General features: G+C 65.8%; 15 protein-coding genes. 10 read left to right on the top strand and 5 right to left on the bottom strand.

The window, feature by feature from the left end; all coding sequences use genetic code 11:
* A partial coding sequence (locus KBY81_RS01465) for an FAD-binding domain-containing protein (protein WP_315858458.1) occupies nt 1-816 on the top strand: 816 nt, incomplete at its 5' end.
* A 12-nt stretch (nt 817-828) separates the two neighbouring features.
* Here KBY81_RS01465 and KBY81_RS01460 read toward each other — a convergent pair.
* Nucleotides 829-2,031 (bottom strand): DegT/DnrJ/EryC1/StrS aminotransferase family protein, encoded by a 1,203-nt coding sequence (locus KBY81_RS01460; protein WP_254975362.1) that lies wholly within the window; start codon nt 2,029-2,031, stop codon nt 829-831.
* A 54-nt stretch (nt 2,032-2,085) separates the two neighbouring features.
* A complete protein-coding gene (locus tag KBY81_RS01455) occupies nt 2,086-2,670 on the bottom strand; it encodes a thioredoxin family protein (protein ID WP_106221027.1) in 585 nt (194 codons plus the stop codon).
* 79 nt (nt 2,671-2,749) lie between these two features.
* Between KBY81_RS01455 and KBY81_RS01450 the strand changes: the two genes are divergently transcribed.
* Complete coding sequence (locus tag KBY81_RS01450) at nt 2,750-3,358, top strand: hypothetical protein (protein WP_254975361.1); 609 nt, start codon at nt 2,750-2,752, stop codon at nt 3,356-3,358.
* 19 nt (nt 3,359-3,377) lie between these two features.
* Here the strand turns inward: KBY81_RS01450 and KBY81_RS01445 are convergent, their stop codons facing one another.
* The gene (locus tag KBY81_RS01445; RefSeq protein WP_106221025.1) at nt 3,378-4,055 is read right to left on the bottom strand and encodes a 4'-phosphopantetheinyl transferase superfamily protein; all 678 of its coding nucleotides are present in this window, start codon (nt 4,053-4,055) and stop codon (nt 3,378-3,380) included.
* Between the two features lie 111 nt (nt 4,056-4,166).
* On the opposite strand from KBY81_RS01445, the gene fabI reads away from it, so the two are divergent.
* From fabI to KBY81_RS01425, 4 genes are all read left to right on the top strand, one after another.
* Nucleotides 4,167-4,949, top strand: coding sequence for an enoyl-ACP reductase FabI (gene fabI / locus KBY81_RS01440; RefSeq protein ID WP_106221023.1), 783 nt, complete (start codon nt 4,167-4,169; stop codon nt 4,947-4,949).
* 530 nt (nt 4,950-5,479) lie between these two features.
* On the top strand, nt 5,480-6,508 hold the full coding sequence (locus KBY81_RS01435) for a hypothetical protein (protein ID WP_254975359.1): 1,029 nt from the start codon (nt 5,480-5,482) through the stop codon (nt 6,506-6,508).
* Nucleotides 6,505-7,938, top strand: coding sequence for a hypothetical protein (locus KBY81_RS01430; protein ID WP_254975358.1), 1,434 nt, complete (start codon nt 6,505-6,507; stop codon nt 7,936-7,938). Before KBY81_RS01435 ends, KBY81_RS01430 begins: the two co-directional genes overlap by 4 nt.
* A 321-nt stretch (nt 7,939-8,259) precedes the next feature.
* Nucleotides 8,260-9,405: a glycosyltransferase gene (locus KBY81_RS01425; RefSeq protein ID WP_254975357.1), complete on the top strand. Its 1,146-nt coding sequence runs from the start codon at nt 8,260-8,262 to the stop codon at nt 9,403-9,405.
* Here the strand turns inward: KBY81_RS01425 and KBY81_RS01420 are convergent.
* On the bottom strand, nt 9,396-9,998 hold the full coding sequence (locus KBY81_RS01420; protein WP_254975355.1) for a carbonic anhydrase: 603 nt from the start codon (nt 9,996-9,998) through the stop codon (nt 9,396-9,398). The two genes, KBY81_RS01425 and KBY81_RS01420, sit on opposite strands and share 10 nt — an antisense overlap.
* Nucleotides 9,999-10,110: 112 nt before the next feature.
* On the opposite strand from KBY81_RS01420, the gene hisB reads away from it, so the two are divergent.
* From hisB to KBY81_RS01405, 3 genes are all read left to right on the top strand, one after another.
* A complete protein-coding gene (gene hisB, locus KBY81_RS01415) occupies nt 10,111-10,785 on the top strand; it encodes an imidazoleglycerol-phosphate dehydratase HisB (RefSeq protein WP_219904201.1) in 675 nt (224 codons plus the stop codon).
* A 42-nt stretch (nt 10,786-10,827) separates the two neighbouring features.
* Complete coding sequence (locus KBY81_RS01410) at nt 10,828-10,986, top strand: hypothetical protein (protein WP_254975353.1); 159 nt, start codon at nt 10,828-10,830, stop codon at nt 10,984-10,986.
* Between the two features lie 85 nt (nt 10,987-11,071).
* A complete protein-coding gene (locus tag KBY81_RS01405; RefSeq protein ID WP_254975352.1) occupies nt 11,072-12,553 on the top strand; it encodes a carotenoid oxygenase family protein in 1,482 nt (493 codons plus the stop codon).
* Between the two features lie 1,022 nt (nt 12,554-13,575).
* On the opposite strand, the gene KBY81_RS01400 is transcribed toward KBY81_RS01405, so the two are convergent.
* Entirely contained in the window at nt 13,576-14,646 is a 1,071-nt protein-coding gene (locus KBY81_RS01400; RefSeq protein WP_254975350.1) for an FkbM family methyltransferase, read from the bottom strand.
* 32 nt (nt 14,647-14,678) lie between these two features.
* Here KBY81_RS01400 and KBY81_RS01395 point away from each other — a divergent pair, with 32 nt between their 5' ends.
* Nucleotides 14,679-14,936: a hypothetical protein gene (locus KBY81_RS01395; protein ID WP_254975349.1), complete on the top strand. Its 258-nt coding sequence runs from the start codon at nt 14,679-14,681 to the stop codon at nt 14,934-14,936.
* Nucleotides 14,937-14,960 lie beyond the last annotated feature (24 nt).

Genomic DNA, 14,960 nt, shown 5'->3' with positions numbered 1-14,960 from the left:
GGGGAGGCGGCCGCCATGGCGCAGCTGCAGGCCTTCGCCGAGGGCGGCGTCAACGGCGGTCCCCTGGCCGCCTCCGAGCCGGGCCGCAACCTGCCGGGTGAGGCCGGCACCTCCGCGCTGTCCGCCGCCCTCAGCGTCGGCACCCTCAGCCCCCGCCAGGCCTGGGCCGCCGCCCGGGGCGCCCGGGCCCTCGCCCGCAGCGCCGAGGCCCTCACCTCCATCGGCGTCTGGGAGCAGGAGCTGGCCTGGCGCGAGTTCTACCAGCAGGCCCTGTTCCATTTCCCGGAACTGGCCGAGGGGCCCTACCGGCCCCAGTGGAAGGTCTTCCCATGGGAGAACGATCCCGAGCGGCTGCGGGCCTGGCGCGAGGGGTGTACCGGCTTCCCGATCGTGGACGCGGCGATGCGGCAGCTGAACACCAGCGGCTGGATGCACAACCGCTGCCGCATGATCGTGGCCTCCTTCCTGGTGAAGGATCTGATCTGCGACTGGCGCCAAGGCGAGCAGGTGTTCATGCAGCGGCTAGTGGACGGCGACCTGGCGGCCAACAACGGCGGCTGGCAGTGGAGCGCCAGCAGCGGCATGGATCCCCGGCCCCTGCGCATCTTCAATCCCGCCACCCAGGCGTCAAAGTTCGATCCTGAGGCCACCTACATCCGCCGCTGGTTGCCGGAGCTGGCCCATGTGGCCACCGCCGACCTGATCAGCGGCGCGATCGGACCGCTGGAGCGCCGGGATTACCCCGAGCCGATCGTCAGCCACAAGGTCCAGCAGGCCCGCTTCAAGGCGCTCCACGCCGCCCTGCCCCGGGGCTAGGCGGGGGCTGTCTCAGGCGACGACCGCTTCGGCCCCCACCAGGCTGCGCACAGCGGCGATAACGCTGTCCTGCTGCTCGGCGCTCAGTTCCGGGAAGATCGGCAGGCTCAGCACTTCGGCGCAGAGCCGTTCGGTGATCGGCAAACTGCCGGGCCCGTAGCCGAGGGCGGCGTAGGCGGGCTGCCGGTGGATGGGGATCGGGTAGTAGATGATCGTCGTCACGCCCGCCTCCTGGAGCTGCTGCTTGAGCCAGTCGCGGCAGCAGGCTTCGGGCAGCCCGTAGCTGGCGCTGTCGGCGGCCGGGGTGCAGCGCCCCCCGCAGGCGCTCGTGGCGGCCGGGCAGCGGGGCACCCGCACCACGAACTGGTTCCAGCTGTGGCCCTCCGGCCCGGGCGCCGCGGGCACCAGCCCCGGCAGGCCCGCCAGTTCCCGCTGGTAGCGCTCGGCGATGGCCCGACGCCGCTCCACCCAGCCGGCCAGGTGGGGCAGCTTCACCATCAGGACGGCGGCCTGCATGGCGTCGAGGCGGCTGTTGTAGCCCAGATCGGTGTGCAGGTAGCGGCGGGGCATGCCGTGCACGGCCAGCTCCCGGATCCGCTGGGCCAGCTGCGCGTCACCGCAGACCACCATGCCGCCGTCGCCCGCCGCGCCCAGGTTCTTGGTGGGAAAGAAGCTGAAGCAGCCGGCGTCGCCCCAGCCGCCCACCGGCCGCCCGGCCCAGCTGGCGCCGCTGGCCTGGGCGCAGTCCTCGATCACCCGCAGGCCATGGGCGGTGGCGATGGCCATGATCCGCTCCATGTCCACCGGGCGGCCGAACAGGTGCACCGGCATCAGGGCCCGGGTGGCGGGGGTGATCGCGGCCTCGACCCCCTCCGGATCGATCAGGTAGGTGTCCGGGTCCACGTCCACGAACACCGGGGTGGCCCCCACGGCGCTGATCGCTTCGGCGGTGGCGAAGAAGCTGAAGGAGCTGGTGATCACCTCGTCACCGGGGCCGATCCCCAGGGCCCGCAGGGCCAGGACCAGGGCATCGGTGCCGCTGTTGCAGCCGATGGCGTGGGGGACCCCGCAGGCCTCGGCGAAGGCGGCCTCAAAGCCGCTGATGGTGCTCCCCCCGATGTACTGGCCACTGCGCAGGACCTCCAGGACGGCCTGATCGAGGGCGTCTCCCAGCTGCTGCAGTTGCTCGCTGAGACTGAAGGGGGGCACATGCATGGCGGCAACATTAAGCCTGCGGATCCGACCGCCGCCGCCGGCCCCCTGGAAGCGTCAGCCGCTGAACCAGGGGGGCTCGGCACCCGCCTGCCACTTGATGTTGCAGCCGATCGCCGGCCGCTGCGGTTCCGGCACCGGCCGTCCCTCCAGCAGGGCGGTCACGGCCGCCCGCAGATCCCGGCCGTCGCAGGGCTCGCCGCCGGGCCGGCTGCCATCCAGCTGGCCCCGGTAGGCGAGGCGGTGGGCCCCATCGAAGAGGAAGACGTCCGGGGTGCAGGCGGCCCGGAAGGCGCGGGCCACGCTCTGGTCAGGGTCCTGCAGGTAGGGGAAGGTCCAGCCGCAGGCCGCGGCCTGGGCCGCCATCCCCGCCGGCCCGTCCTGGGGGTGGCTGGCGGTGCTGTTGCTGCAGACGCCGATCAGGCTCACCCGCCCCTCCAGGTCGCCCTGCAGCCGGGTGAGCTCCGTCTCCACGTGCTTCACGAACGGGCAGTGGGGGCAGAGGAACAGCACCAGCACCGGGCTCCCGGCCAGGGCGGCGGCCGCGAGCGGACCGCCCGTGACCGGCCGCAGAGCGGCCCGCATGGCGGCCAGCGGCAGGGGTGTGCCGAGGGGCAGCATGGTGGAGCTCGTCAGGACCATGGCTGTGCTGCCGCCCTTGCTGCAGAGCGGATGGGGGAGAGCGGGTCAGGATCATCGCCGCCACCGAGCCGTTCCCGCCGTGCCGCCGTCGAGCCCGCTGGCCCGCCGCCCGTGGGCGACCCTCCCGCCGGCCTCGCGCCTGCTGGCCCTGCCGCTTCTGGCGGCCCTGCTCGCCGGCTGTGTGCCCGCCGATCAGCGCCCCAGCGGCCGGGTGTATCCCCTGCCGCGACACCAGCCCAACGATGGGCTCGCCGTGGTGAGCCGGCCGGGCGGCGAGGGTCTGCACATCTGGATCGAGACGGACACCGCCCGCCCCGGGGTCTGCCGGCCGCGCTGGCTCCCCGATGCGGCCCGGCTGCGGGACGGCAACGGCCCCCGGCCCACCAGCTTCGGGCTGGCCCCCCGGGAGGAGTTCTTCCAGGTCCTGGAGCGGGGCAGGGTGCGTCTGGCCCTGCGCCGCCAGATGGAGGCGCTCTGCCGCCAGCGGGCCCCGGGCAGCACCTTCCTCTGGGAGCCGCCGCCGCGGACGGCGGCCGAGCACCGGCCGCCGGTCCTGCCCCTGCTGGAGGAGCCCGATCTGCTCAGCGATCCCCGGGCGATCCGGAGGGCCGAAAAGCAGCTGCTGGGGCTGCCCCTCACCCCCGAGGACCTCGAGGAGCCCGGGGCGACGGACCACGGGGGCTGGTGACGGCCACGGCCCGAGCGGCTCAGGCCAGGGCCGCGGCGCCCACGTACCCCTCCGGCAGCACCAGGGGCCAGACCACCGGCGCCGGTTCCCCCGGGGCGGGAGGCGGGCCGAACAGACCCTGGCCCCTGGCCTTGAGCTGGGCCTCCAGCCGGCACCAGGCGGCCAGGAAGGCCTGCTCACGCCGCGGCTCCGGCAGGCGGCCGATCGCCTCCCGCTCCCCCGGCGGCAGGCAGCGGCGGGCGATGCCCTCCCACTCCGGCACCGGTCGCCGCTGCTCCACATCCACCCCCACCGGCCGCCGGGGGTGAAAGCCGAGAAGGATCAGGTCACCCGAATGGGAGACGTTGAACCGGGGGGCGGCCGGCGGCGCGGTGAGCAGCTCCGGCTTGCCATGGGGACCACTCCCCAGCACGAGTCCGGCGGGGTCGCACCCCAGCCAGCTCCCCAGGAACAGCCGCAGGGCGCCGCGACCGAGCAGGAAGCGCTCGCCATCCCCCTCGCCCCGGAGCCGGCCCAGCCGTTGCCGTTCCCCTGGATCCAGCAGATCCCCCAAGGGGGGCCGCAGCGCCCGGACGTCCGGGTCGCGGCGATCGATCAGCACCAGCAGGGGAGGCCCCTCGGGCCCAACGGGGGGCCAGGGCGGTGGGTCCGGGGCCGGGCCCGTCCGCTCTGGCCAGCGCTGGGGAATCAGGCCCATCAGCTCCCGTGCCGGCCGCCGTCGGACCCGGGCGAGGGCAGGCAGGGGGCCCCCGCGGGTGGGGGAGAATCGCCGGACTGCATTCCTTCGCCCTCCGGCGCTCCGGTTCCCATGCTCCTTGATCTGCGCGGCAAGAAGGCTCTCGTCACCGGCATCGCCAACAACCGCTCGATCGCCTGGGGCATCGCCCAGCAGCTGGCGGCGGCGGGCTGCGAACTGGGCATCACCTACCTGCCGGACGACCGGGGTCGTTTCGAAGGCAAGGTGCGCGAACTCACCGCCCCCCTGAACCCCACCCTGTTCGAGCCCCTCGACGTGCAGAACCCGGCCCAGATCGAGGCCCTGTTCCAGCGCATCGCCGCGCAGTGGGGAACGCTGGATGTGCTGATCCACTGCCTGGCCTTCGCCGGCAAGGACGAGCTGGTGGGGGATTTCAGCGCCATCAGCCCGGAGGGATTCGCCCGGGCGCTGGAGGTGAGCGCCTATTCCCTGGCGCCCCTCTGCCGCCATGCCAAGCCCCTGTTCAGCCCGGGGGCCAGCGTCATCACCCTGAGCTACCTGGGCGCCGAGCGGGCGATCCCCAACTACAACGTGATGGGGGTGGCCAAGGCGGCCCTGGAGGCCTCGGTGCGCTACCTGGCGGCGGAGCTGGGCCCCGAGCAGCAGGTGCGGGTGAACGCCATCAGCGCCGGCCCGATCCGCACCCTGGCCAGCTCGGCGATCGGCGGCATCCTGGACATGATTCACAACGTCGAGGAGAAGGCCCCCCTGCGCCGCACCGTCACCCAGGACGAGGTGGGCGCCACCGCCGCCTTCCTGGCCAGCCCCCTGGCCAGCGGCATCACCGGCCAGGTGATCTACGTGGATGCCGGGTACTGCATCACGGGGATGTGAGCGCCGGCCGGTGGCTCATCGGCTGTAACAGTTACCGCTGTTGTCGCAGCAGATCGTCTGGCCGTTCTGGGTGCTGCAGCGCTGCGCGAAGGCCGGCGCTGATGTGCCGATCACTATCAGAAAGGACGCAAGAATAAAGGCGGGACACAGCCGTGCGTGGAAGGAAAGAGCCGATGCATTTCTGCAGCGTATGTGCTGGGTATTCATGATTAAGAATGGGGAGATTGGGTCCAAGAGGATGAGGAGCGACTTCCCGAAGGAAGGCTTCTGATAACCAATGAATACTGGCGAAAAGGCAAAGAGAGGCGCTGTCAATCCCATCGGCAATAACTCTTCACACTTTGGTCGTTGGCGCGCTGTTGGGATCACTCATAGGGCTGCAAGTGCAGAGCATTTGATGCAGATCTGCGGTACCTTTCTTGCTGAGCCAAGGCGCAGGCTAAGAAAACAGGGATTGACGTGGGTGGGTCGGATCGTCCCCAAGGCGTCTGAACTTCATCAAGCCTGTATGCCCTTTCGGGACACTCGGTATGCGCCGGCGCTTTCTTCAGTTTCTGAACGCTAAGGACGATCAATGGAGCAAGTCCCTCACGGCGATCATCGCCCTCATGGGCTTCCTCTGGGGAGCCTGGACGTTCATCTTTAAGGAGGTGCTCACCCCAGCCGTTGCTCCGGTCAACATCTCCCTGGATCTGGAAATCAAGCGCCTAAGGCCCGAGCCGGTGAACGACACGAAAGCCCCTGGGCCTGGGACCGCCCAGCCCGTGCTGTTGCGCGCCTCGGCCAGGAATTCCAGCCGAAAGATACTCACTATCCGAAAGACATTTTGGGTGGCCTATGCCACCACACTCCCGCCGCTGTTCGGCAAGGGCAGTTCCTGCTATCCAGGAAAGGATGGTGGACGGTCATCGGCTGCTCAGAAGGCGGAGAATCATCCCTCCCAAGCCGAGGTGGATGCGGTCAAGAAGGGCTGTGAGCAGAAGGTGATTTCAGATGTCAATCACCAGATGTCGCTCGGGTCGGCTGAGTTGGCGCTGGCTGGGACGTCTGCCTCCTGGTACCAGAGTGGAAAGGATATCTGGGACGTGATCGGATTCGGCTCCTTATTCGATGCCAATGAAATCCGACCGGATGAGGAAATCAAGGCCCAGCGCCTGGTGCTGGTGCCCCAGATCTCTTCGCCGAACGACTACAAGATTCTACGAGTAAAGGTAATCATTCCATCCTACTCGAAGCGCTCAAATCTTGCGGATGAAGATCTTATCCGGGTGGTGGGCGGTATTGCTAGCCCGTACAAGGACTTCTTAGGGGTCGGTTTCTGTCAGGCCGAGCGTGACTGGAGAAAGCATGGGGTGCGTTGGTTCTTCGACAAGTTTGCCCTGCCCCGAGACGGGTTTGAGGACACGGTGTTCAAGGAGCCGGCCTCCTTGTACTGCCCCTCGCTGATGACTACACGGCAACGGGAAAGAATTGGGGCCCAGGTATTTCCTTCGGTGTATGAGATTCCACTCAATGTTCCGGCGGATTCACCCAGTGCCCCTGCGAAACCCCAAACATGAAACTCAGCACCCTATGGCTCTGGCTCCAGCGAACGATAGCCTGGCTCGTCCGTGAGCTCAACACTGCAAGATTTATCCTGCGGATCTTTTTGCTGGTCTGTCTGATGCTTCTGGGCATCGGCTTTGGTGGGGCTGTTCAGTCTGAGCTTTCGGGGATTGGCGCCGGCCAGACGGAGCTCGCCTATTCCGTGGTCAGTCTCCGCAATGGAGCACGGCTTATCCCCATGCAGGACGCGGTCAGCTACACGTTGTCGACAACACAAGATGCAAGCTTGCAGAGATATTTCTCTGTCAACCCTTCCACCGGGATGCTCTCCCTCCGCGATGGACTGAAAAGCCTTGCGTCCAACGCAAACCCATTGACCAGTTTTCCGCTACAGATCCAGCCTCAACCGCCTGAGGCCGAGGCAGGGCGAGGGGCAGAGGGCTCCTTCAAGAACATTTACCTCCAGGTGGTGAACTGTGGTGAGTTCCTATCCCCTTCCATTCCGCTGTCAGAATCGACTTCTGACAAGACCTCCATCTTGAGTCCCAGCTTGCCCGAGCTTGGGGCAAGTCCCAGGCCCAAGCAGGCGTCATTGAGCGAAGCGGATAAGGTGCTGCAGTGTGCCGCTGCCGATCCCATGGTTCGCCGGTCTGTCTCCCTGAAGGATGTCCAGGCCTGGATCCGTGCCAAGGGTCAAGCGGCCAAGCTGCTTGACTTCCAGATCAACAAGTACCTCTGTGATGCTGAGGCCATTCTGATTCCCCCCGGCAGGACCCTGAGCTCCCCCACCGAGTGCTATTCCCCCATTGGCATTAGTCCTGGCAATCCATTGCTGCAGATGCCTGCCAAACCTCCGATTGAGTCCGGGAACGTTAGGGTCTCGAGCCTTCTGCTGCTACAGGACAAGGCGGAACCTGGTCTCGTGATTCTCCCGGCGAAAGTGCAATTAGAGAGGCCCCCTCCAGACACGGGCGGTGGCCATAACGACACTGCCCGGACTCTGCTGAACAGGCTGGATTCGTTGGTTCTGTCGATGGTCTTGGTGCGCTATCCAGTGCTCATCAGCCTGGGCCTGCTTCTGCCCCTGATGGTGCTCATCATGGCGCAGCGGGATGGGGTGGTGCGCCGTTGTCTGGTGCCCTATCTGCTGCTGGTCCTGGCCCAGGTGATCACCATGTTGATCGCCGAACCTCTGATGGGCGAGGGTCTGGTGGTGTGGGTGGGCTTCGGCTACACCCTGCTGCGGGTGCTGCAGCTCATCGGTCTGCTCCGGTTGGGTCGTGCGGCCTCCGATCGGGTGCGGCGTCCCTTCGATCTGCGCCGCCGCCCCTGGCTGCGCCGTCTGCTCCGGCTCGAACTCCTGCTCTGGGGCGTCAATGCCCTGGGGCTCGCCTGGCACATCCTGGGGGTGTTCGGCTCCTTTTCCTCCATCTCTCCGGCGTGAGCCCCGACCCATTCGCCAGGTTGCTTCTCACTTCAGCTGCCGGCTGAGGCGACCTCCACGCGGGCCAGCGGGGCATGATGAAGAGGATGCTGAATCTCCGTCCGAAGGAATGATCTTAGGGCGGACTTATGCCCTTTAGAAGATGGCAAACGACGGACGAAAGCGATCCCTGCTCAACTTCTGGCATTCCGAGGGTTCACGCCGATGGCCGAGGGACTTCGTCGGACCTGGGCCCGGTTCCTGAGAGATGGACTTCTCTCGTTGGCTTCTCCGAATCGTGGAAGGTATGCTTTCAGCGACAGCCTGCCTCTGGCGTTGCCGATGCCTTCCGTTGTTCAGGGCACGCCATCCCACATCGTTCTCTTCTGGTTCGGTGACGACTGGGGAGTCTTCGGTAGAACCTACGAACAGATTGCCCTGACGCTGAGCCGGCAGGAGCCTGTCAAGCGGGTCCTTGTGGTCCTGCCGTCTTCCAAGGGAGAATCGCTGGGCAACTCGAGGCTGAAGGTTTCCGACAAGCTGGAGGTGATGCGGCTGTACTGGAGACCGCAAACATCAGGCACGTTCCGGATCCGCAGCCTGGGTTCCATGCTGAAGCTGCAGCTGGAGCGGTTGCGGCTGGGCCAATTCTTGAAGCAGAACGGTTTCACCCGCCGGAACACGCTGCTCTGGTTGTTTCCTGCCCATCCCATTGTGGATGAGCTCGTGGCACAGGTGCCCGCGGCCAGGCGAATCGTGCAGATCGTGGATGACTTCACCCTCGTTGACAAGAACGATTGGTACTATCCCTTCGCAGTGGACCAATATCCTCGACTGGGATCATTCGCCGATCTGATTGTGGTCACCTCCAGGGCCAACCAGGACAAGTTTTCTCCCCAGGCGCCCTGTATTAGGATTGATCAGGCGGTGGACTCCTCCTTTCTCGCCGCATCCACCGACTTCCGGATGCCGGGGGATCGTCCCGTCCTCGGTTATGTGGGCACCTTCTGGGATCGCACGGATGTCGAATTGCTCAGAAAACTGGCCAGTGAGCGACCCGGCTACCGGCTCCTGCTGGTGGGCCCGGAACTGAACCGACGGCTTTCCGACTCAGGGCTGCTCGACTTCGACAACGTGGAATGGAAGGGCAGCGTGCCGAATGCATTGGTTCCGGCAGAACTCAGGACGATGAATCTTTGCCTGATACCCCATCTGGATACTCCGTTCTCCCGATCCATGAGCCCCCTGAAGCTGTTTCAGTACATCGCTGCCGGCAAGCCCGTCGTCTCCACGGCGGTGGAAGGCCTGGAGCTGGCGAGCGACTTCGTTCGGGTCGCGGCCGACCCCGATCGCTTCGTTGCGGCCATCGATGAGGAGCTGGCTTCTGACAGCCCGGAGAAGTTCCGTGCGCGGGTGGCCTTCGCCGCAGCCCAGACCTGGGAAAGCCGGGTGGAACGGATCCTGGCGGCCCTGCCGGCTCAGCCCTGAGGCATCGGCATCAGGGTTCCCATCCATTCAATGCTGGTGGTGTGCAGGTTGTAGTACGCCGCCTCCACCTGCAGCCGGCCCGAGCGAAGTCTGTCGGTGAGCATCACGCTGGAATCGACGAGGTTGCGGGCGGCGTTGAGGGTGTGACGGCGGCAAGCCTCCTCCAGGTTGTGTTCTCCGCCGAGGCTGAACAGTTCCATGCGCAGCTGGCCCACCACCTGGGCCAGGCTCGGGGTCAGGTTGAGCTCCCGGTCGAAGGCGGCCGCCACCGCACCGCACGCGGCGTGGCCGAGCACCACGATCACCGGCACCTCCAGGTGGCTCACGGCGTACTCGAGCGAGGCGATCGCGGCCACGGTGCTCATCGTGCCGGCATTGCGCACCACGAACAGATCGCCGAAGCCCGTGTCGAACAGCAGCTCCACCGGCACCCGCGAATCGGCGCAGCCCAGGACCGCCGCCACCGGCGTCTGGCCCGCTTCCACCTCCAGCATCCGCAGGCGATCGCTGTGGGGGTGGAGCACATGGCCGTCGAGAAAGCGCTGGTGCCCGGCGCGCAGCTGATCGAGGACGGCACCCGGACGGTCATGCATGGCACTCACCCCACCACCCCTGGCGGCCCGGCGCCGTAGCGCTGCACACCGTGGGTCCCCCGATTGCCATGGGCGCACCGGACCTCCGGAGCGCGGCCCCGGGGGCTTTGGCATGATTCAGGTCCGGCCCGTCGCCTTCGCCCGCGTGTCCATCAGTTCTTCGCGCACCGGCCCTGCACGCACCGGCGAGGTCCATCGCGTCACCGGTGAGACCGACGTGCACGTGGCCCTCGATCTCGATGGCACCGGCCGCGCCCAGGTGGCCACCGGCGTCCCCTTCCTCGACCACATGCTCCACCAGATCGCCAGCCATGGCCTGCTGGACCTGGAGATCACCGCCCGGGGTGACACCCACATCGACGACCACCACACCAACGAGGACGTGGGGATCGCCCTGGGCCAGGCCCTGGCCCAGGCCCTGGCCGACCGGCGGGGCATCCGCCGCTTCGGCCACTTCCTGGCCCCCCTCGATGAAGCCCTGGTGCAGGTGGCCCTCGACTGCTCAGGACGGCCCCACCTCAGCTACGACCTGGCCATCCCGGCCCAGCGCATCGGCACCTACGACACCGAACTGGTGCGGGAGTTCTTCGTGGCGGTGGCCAACAACGCCGGCCTCACCCTGCACATCCGCCAGCTGGCGGGGGTGAACTCCCACCACATCGTCGAAGCCGGATTCAAGGCGTTCGCCCGCGCCCTCGACCAGGCGGTGGAGATCGATCCCCGCCGTGGTGGGGCCGTGCCCAGCAGCAAGGGGGTCCTCGAGCGTGCCGGCCACGCCGGTGTCTGACGGGGTCGTCGCCACTAGCATCGGATCATCCGTGCACACGCCATGCGTTCCCTCCTGCTGCTGATGGCGGGCTTCACCGCCGCCGTTGCCGTGGCTGCCCCGGCCAGGGCCGCCGACTGCCTGCCGGGCCAGGTCCAGGCCGCCCCCTGTGCCGTGTCCCAACCCCCCTGCCCGGTGGTGGAGCTGCCCTGCGAGGTCTGAGGCCGCACGACCGCCCACGTCTTCACACTCCGTTACGTGATAATCGGGTAAGCGCGCTGCGCTGTTCTCTCCGTGGGCTGATCCGATGACCGTTGCCTCCCCCGCCGCCGCGGCCTCGCCTGCCTACGACCGCGCCGACTGGGCCAGCTCCTTTCGCAACGTCAGCGTCGAGCTCAGCGACGAGCCTCTGACCGCCGCCCGCGGCGCCATCCCGGCCGAACTGAGCGGCACCCTCTACCGCAACGGCCCCGGCCGGCTGGAGCGAGGCGGCCACTGGGTCCATCACCCCTTCGACGGCGATGGCATGGTCACGGCCCTGCGCTTCTCAGAAGGGGGCGCTCGGCTCAGCAATCGCTTTGTGCGCACCGAGGGCTGGCTGGCCGAGGAGAAGGCCGGCACGGTGCTCTACCGAGGTGTCTTCGGCACGCCCAAGCCCGGCGGGCCGCTGGCCAATGCCTTCGATCTTCGCCTCAAGAACATCGCCAACACCCACGTGGTGCGGCTCGGCGACCAGCTGCTCGCCCTCTGGGAGGCCAGCTCCCCCCATGCCCTCGATCCCGTCAGCCTCGAAACCCGCGGCCTGACCCTGCTGGACGGGGTGCTCAAGCCGGGTGAGGCGTTCAGCGCCCACCCCCGCTTCGATCCCGGCCACCACGGCGCGCCCCGCATGGTCACCTTCGGTGTGAAGGCCGGCCCGCGCAGCACCGTGCGCCTGATGGAGTTCGCCGCCGACGGTCCCGAGGCCGGCACCCTGCTGGCCGACTCCAGCCACAGCTTCGGTGGCTTCGCCTTCCTGCACGATTTCGCCATCACCCCCAACTGGGCGGTGTTCCTGCAGAACGCCATCGACTTCAACCCCCTCCCCTACGTGCTCGGCCGCAAAGGGGCCGCCCAGTGCCTGAAGTCCCGGGCCGGCGCCCGTGGCCAGTTCTGGCTGATTCCTCGCCAGGACGGCGCCTTCGCCGGCCAGGAGCCCCGGGTGCTGGAGGCTCCGGAAGGCTTCGTGTTCCATCACCTCAACGCCTGGGAGGACGGCGACGCGGTGGTGGTCGACAGCATCTTCTACGCCGATTTCCCCTCGATCGGCCCCGACCAGGATTACAAGGAGGTTGATTTCGACCGTATCCCCGAGGGCCTGCTGGAGCGCTGCCGTCTCGACCTGGCCAGCGGCGCGGTCACGGCCACGCGGCTGAGTGAGCGCACCTGTGAATTCGCCATGGTCGCGCCGGCCCGGGTGGGGCTCGAGAGCCGCTACGGCTGGATGGCGGTGGCCGAGCGGGAGCGGGGCAACGACCCCCTGCAGGCCCTGATGAAGCTCGATCTCGGCAGCGGCGAGTCCCGGGTCTGGAGTGCGGCGCCCCGCGGGTTCGTCAGCGAGCCGATCATGGTGCCCCGTCCCGGCGCCACCGCCGAGGATGACGGCTGGGTGCTCGGCCTGGTCTGGAACGGCGCCCGCAGCGCCAGCGATCTGGTGGTGCTCGATGCCGCCTCGATGGACGAGGTGGCCGTGCTGGAGCTCCCCCTGGCCATCCCCCATGGCCTGCACGGCAGCTGGGTGGCGGACTGAGGAGACGACGGCTGAAGACCATCCTTCTAGCCGCGGGAGAAAGCCTCGGCCGAACGCAGAACAACCGCGCTCAGCTGGAGTGGGACATCATGGCCAGTTGCCATCGGTGGCGGCCAGCACGGCGGCTGGAGAATCTCGTGCAGATCGACTGATTCTCAGCTTTTGCAACCGTTGACCTGAGGGTGCCCGTCCCTCGATGCCGCCGGACTACTCCCTGCTGGCCGCCCAGGAGTTCAATTCATTTCTGAGCATGATGCCTTCCTGGCTGGAAGGCGCCCTTGTCGGGCGTGGGCCTTTAAGCGGTCGCCGGAGCGGATCGGAGATATCGATGAACATCAAATATGGCCCAGTGCGCTAAGGGATTCTGCTCCACCCCTCTCGAGGCCAGGATGAGGGGAAGAAGTGATTCCACAGGTCTGGTTGGCTCCATGGATAACCGTCAGGATCGTTGCCTTGCCAGTGAGGTGACCCAGCGGATCGTGAGGGGGCGCAGCAGCAGAACCTGACAGATGAACGGGCGAATCCATCACAGATTCTGAGAATGCCATCCGCCTTGCAGAGTACACCTGCCAGGTCGCCAAGACCATTCGGGCGTGGCACCTCTATGCCAACAATGACTTACCGTTCTCCATCAGGGCTCTGCCTATTCCTGGATCGGCATGAAGGGTACCGAGCCGCTGGATAAGTTCCGCTCGACATCAGCTACGCTTCGAGGGAACTGGCTGCGGTATGGCAGCAGCTCAAGGCCAGACGCCGATCACCGGTGTTCCGTCTGTCGAAAGTGGCTATAGTCTGATCCGCCTCACCAAGATGCTCCTGAGGGCAGGTTATTCGTGAACCTGCCTAAGCGGGGTGATCTGATGGAATCAATCCTAAGGACGCGCTTAGCGACAACTTGAAGCAGCGCTGGCTTTGCTTCACAGGCTTGCTGTTGGTACTTCTCTGACACGCCCAGTCCGAACACACCGTGCCGGACCTAGATCGGCAATTCTCTCAGCAGCCTCCGATAGGATTGCCATCGGTCAGGCCATGGGACGAGCGATGAAGTTGGTGGCGTTTGCTGATACGAATCTATCCAGGCTTAATGGGTTTGAGGGGGAGTGGGGATCCAAGGGTAGATCGTGGATGTCCATGCGTGAATCTGAGAGTAGCTTGAAAATCTCTCGTCTTCCATTGTCTTTTAGCGATTCGAATATGATCCAAGGCTTGCGCTCTGCGAGCATTCTTTGCATCCCACGTAAAACAGAGGCCTCGTGTCCCTCGGTATCAATCTTTATCAGAATTCTGCCTGGCTTAATCGTTCGGATCCAGTCATCCAGCTTTGTTTGTTCGACAACCTCGGTCACCAGCTTTTCGCCAGGTTCCAGTTTGTTCCTTTGTTCAGGGTTGGTCGCTCCCAGCCAAGGCTGCGTGGGAGGGTAGCTGAGTGTGATCGGTTCAGACTGCTCCCCAACGGCCAAAGGAATCAGATTGGGCTTGAGGCTATTGCGCTTGCACACATCCAGAAAGAACTGGTGGCAGATGCGGTTGGGCTCAAATGTAAACGTATCCTTGACGCCAAGTGCCAACACTAAGATGGAATGTGTTCCATAGTTTGCTCCGATATCAAGAAAGATGTCCGGCTTGTAGCTATCAGATTTGATCAGATTAACGTAGGTCTCCTTGACTTCGATGTCATTTCCAAGGAAAGCCAGTGCTAAATTCCAGTGCAGCCAGTAACTTCCCTCGGTCAAAGGCAGAACGAGCCGACTGTCCTCAACATTTAGATGCCAGCAGCCGTCAGTCTGGATGGACCCGCCGGTTCGGAAGACTTTAGCAAAATGATGATATAAGCTGACTTTTTGATCTCGACTGAGGTGATTGTAGATGATGTTGAATAAGCTTCTTGACCAGCGGTTGCAGGCTATCAGCTTGACGCTTCTGCGGGCGGCGGGCCAGATGATTCGCGACTTTATCTTGCGTAGACTATTTTGAGGTTTGGCTTCCACAGGCATCAACATGCTGATGTTGATTGGATTGTATACTGACCTAAGATCTTTTGCCTGATCTGGATTTTTGCAGGTGTTGGCCCGTTCTGGCTGATTCCCCGCCAAGCTGGCGCCTTCGCCGTTTAGGAGCCACGGGGTTGGAGTCCCCGGAGAGGTTCGTCTTCCACCGCCTCAATGCCTGGGAGAAGGGCGATGAGGTGGTGATCGACAGCATCTTCGACAGCGACTTCCCCTGCATCGGCCCTGCCCAGGACGACATGCAGGTCGACGCCGGCCGCATCCCCGAGGGCCTGCCGGAGCGTGGCAAGGACCCCCTGCAGGCCTCAATGACGCCCGATACTGCCAGCGGCGGGCCCCGGCTGAGGAGTGCGGCAACCCTGCGGGTCCGTCAGTGAGCCGAATCCTGGCGCCCCGTCCCG

Source organism: Cyanobium sp. Lug-B, from assembly GCF_024345635.1.
GTDB classification, from domain to species: domain Bacteria; phylum Cyanobacteriota; class Cyanobacteriia; order PCC-6307; family Cyanobiaceae; genus Cyanobium; species Cyanobium minutissimum.
Note: the sequence above shows the minus strand (reverse complement) of the source record. Positions and strands in the feature narration are given on the sequence as shown.